This is a genomic window from Cupriavidus sp. HPC(L) (assembly GCF_000307735.3).
Classification (GTDB): domain Bacteria; phylum Pseudomonadota; class Gammaproteobacteria; order Burkholderiales; family Burkholderiaceae; genus Cupriavidus.
The window spans coordinates 1-2,400 of record NZ_AMPR02000317.1; the positions used below are offsets into that span (position 1 = coordinate 1).

The following is a 2,400-nucleotide window of genomic DNA, read 5'->3' on the forward strand; positions in this document are numbered from 1 at the left end:
GCCGCACCATGACGGGGCAGCGGCTACAATCCTGACCATGCTGATGATCGATTCCCAGGCGGTCCGCGCCTATCTGCTGGATCTGCAAGACCGCATCACGGAGGCCGTCGCCGCCATCGACGGGCAGCCGTTCGCCACCGATGCCTGGGAAAAGCCGCCGACCGAACGCCTGCGCGGCAGCGGCCGCACCCGCATCCTCGAAGGCGGCGCGGTGATGGAGCGCGCCGGCGTCGGGTTCTCGCACGTGCGCGGCGACGCGCTGCCGCCGTCGGCCAGCGCCAACCGGCCCGAACTGGCCGGCCGCGGCTTCGAGGCGATGGGCGTGTCGCTGGTGTTCCATCCGCGCAATCCCTACGTGCCCACGGTCCATATGAACGTGCGCTGCTTCCTGGCGGTCAAGGAAGGCGCCGAGCCGGTCTGGTGGTTCGGCGGCGGCATGGACCTGACGCCCTACTACGGCCATGCCGACGACTGCCGGCATTTCCACGCGACCTGCAAGCGCGCGCTCGATCCTTTCGGCGCCGAGCTGTATCCGCGCTTCAAGCGCTGGTGCGACGACTACTTCTTCCTGAAGCATCGCGGCGAGGCGCGCGGTGTCGGCGGCGTGTTCTTCGACGACTTCTCCGCGCTCGGCTTCGACGACAGCTTCGCGATGATGCGCGCGGTCGGCGACGGCTTCCTCGACGCCTACCTGCCGATCCTGCAGGCGCGCAAGGACACGCCCTATGGCCCGCGCGAACGCGACTTCCAGGCCTATCGCCGCGGCCGCTATGTCGAATTCAACCTGGTGTTCGACCGCGGCACGCTGTTCGGCCTGCAATCGGGCGGCCGCACCGAATCGATCCTGATGTCGATGCCGCCGCAGGCTGCCTGGCGCTACGACTGGCAGCCCGAGCCGGGCAGCGCCGAAGCGGCGCTGTACACCGACTTCCTGCCGGCACGCGACTGGGTCTGAACCGGCTCCGAACCTCACCGATGAACACCACCCGCCCCGCCGCCAGCGCGCCGATCCGGCCGGCCCCGGCCGACGATCCCGATCCGGCCCCGCACGGCCGCCCCTGGCGCCTCGGCATCCTCGGCGGCACCTTCGATCCGCCGCACGTCGGCCACCTGGCGTTGGCCCGGCTGTGCATCGAGCATCTGCAGCTGGACGAGCTGCTGTGGATCCCGACCGGCCAGTCGTGGCAGAAGGGCAACGACGTGACGCCGGCCGCGGACCGGCTGGCGATGACCGAGCTGGCCGCCGCGGCGCTGGCCGACGCGCCGGCGCGGGTCCACGCCAGCCGCATGGAAGTCGATCGCGCCGGCCCCAGCTACACCATCGACACCGTGCGCCAGCTGCGCGAGCAGGTCGGCGCCGAGGCCTCGCTGGCCTGGCTGATGGGCGCCGACCAATTGCTGCGCCTGCACACCTGGCATGGCTGGCAGGATCTGCTCGACTACGTCCATCTGTGCGTGGCGACCCGGCCCGGCTTCGCGCTGGACCAGCTCGACGGCCCGGTACGCGACGCGCTGGCCCAACGCCGCGCCGACGCGCACCTGATACAATCCACGCCCTCCGGCCGGATGTGGATCGACCAGACGCTAGCCGTCGACCTCTCCTCCACCGCCCTGCGCCAGCGCCTCGCGGCGGGCCAGCGCGCGGATGACCAACTCCCCCCGGGCGTGGCACACTACATCGCCACCCACGGACTCTATCGCCAGGACTGAGCAGGACCGTGGAACCGGGCCGGCCTTGGCACTGGCCCGGGACGCGGCCACGGCCACCGATCCCTCGCTGACCAAATACAAGGGCACCACCAAGGCACCATGGATATTCGCAAACTGCAACGCGCCATCGTCGATGGCCTCGAGGACGTCAAGGCACAGGACATCAAGGTGTTCGACACCTCGCACCTGACCGAACTGTTCGACCGCGTGGTGATCGCCAGCGGCACCTCGAACCGGCAGACCAAGGCGCTGGCCGCCTCGGTACGCGACACCGTCAAGGAAGCCGGCGGCCACATCGTCGCGGTGGAAGGCATGGAGACCGGCGAATGGGTGCTGGTCGACTGCGGCGATGCGGTGGTGCACATCCTGCAGCCGCAGTTGCGCCAGTACTACAACCTCGAAGAGATCTGGGGCGACAAGCCGGTGCGGATGAAGCTCGGCAGCGCGGCCAAGGGCCTGATCAAGGCCAGCGAGCCGATCGACGAGGACGAGGAAGACAACGCGCCGCGCGCCCGCAGGCGCCGCGCGGTCGGCGAACGCCCGGCACTGGCCCGGCTGCCCGAAGGCATGAAGGAACCGTCGCCGCCGATGGGTCACGAGGACACCGATCCGGACGCGATCGCGACGCAGCGCAAGCCTGTCGCCCGCGCCCGCACCACCAGCGTCAGCGGCGCCGCGCCGGCGCGCAAG

3 protein-coding genes are annotated in these 2,400 nt (G+C 70.3%); all 3 read left to right on the plus strand.

What is annotated here, in order from left to right; translation table 11 throughout:
• Window positions 1–37: 37 nt before the first annotated feature.
• Window positions 38–955 carry an oxygen-dependent coproporphyrinogen oxidase gene (gene hemF / locus B551_RS16460; RefSeq protein WP_023264574.1) on the plus strand — a complete coding sequence of 306 codons (918 nt, stop codon included), beginning with the start codon at window positions 38–40 and terminating at the stop codon, window positions 953–955.
• A 20-nt stretch (window positions 956–975) separates the two neighbouring features.
• Window positions 976–1,710: a nicotinate-nucleotide adenylyltransferase gene (locus B551_RS16465; RefSeq protein WP_023264575.1), complete on the plus strand. Its 735-nt coding sequence runs from the start codon at window positions 976–978 to the stop codon at window positions 1,708–1,710.
• Between the two features lie 99 nt (window positions 1,711–1,809).
• Window positions 1,810–2,400: ribosome silencing factor (gene rsfS, locus B551_RS16470; RefSeq protein ID WP_023264576.1), on the plus strand; the 591-nt coding region annotated here is incomplete at its 3' end.

What these genes read in the sequence shown, in the direction of transcription:
- hemF (WP_023264574.1), top strand. Translation starts at nt 38, where the DNA reads ATGCTGATGATCGATTCCCAGGCGGTCCGCGCCTATCTGCTGGATCTG.
- B551_RS16465 (WP_023264575.1), top strand. Translation starts at nt 976, where the DNA reads ATGAACACCACCCGCCCCGCCGCCAGCGCGCCGATCCGGCCGGCCCCG.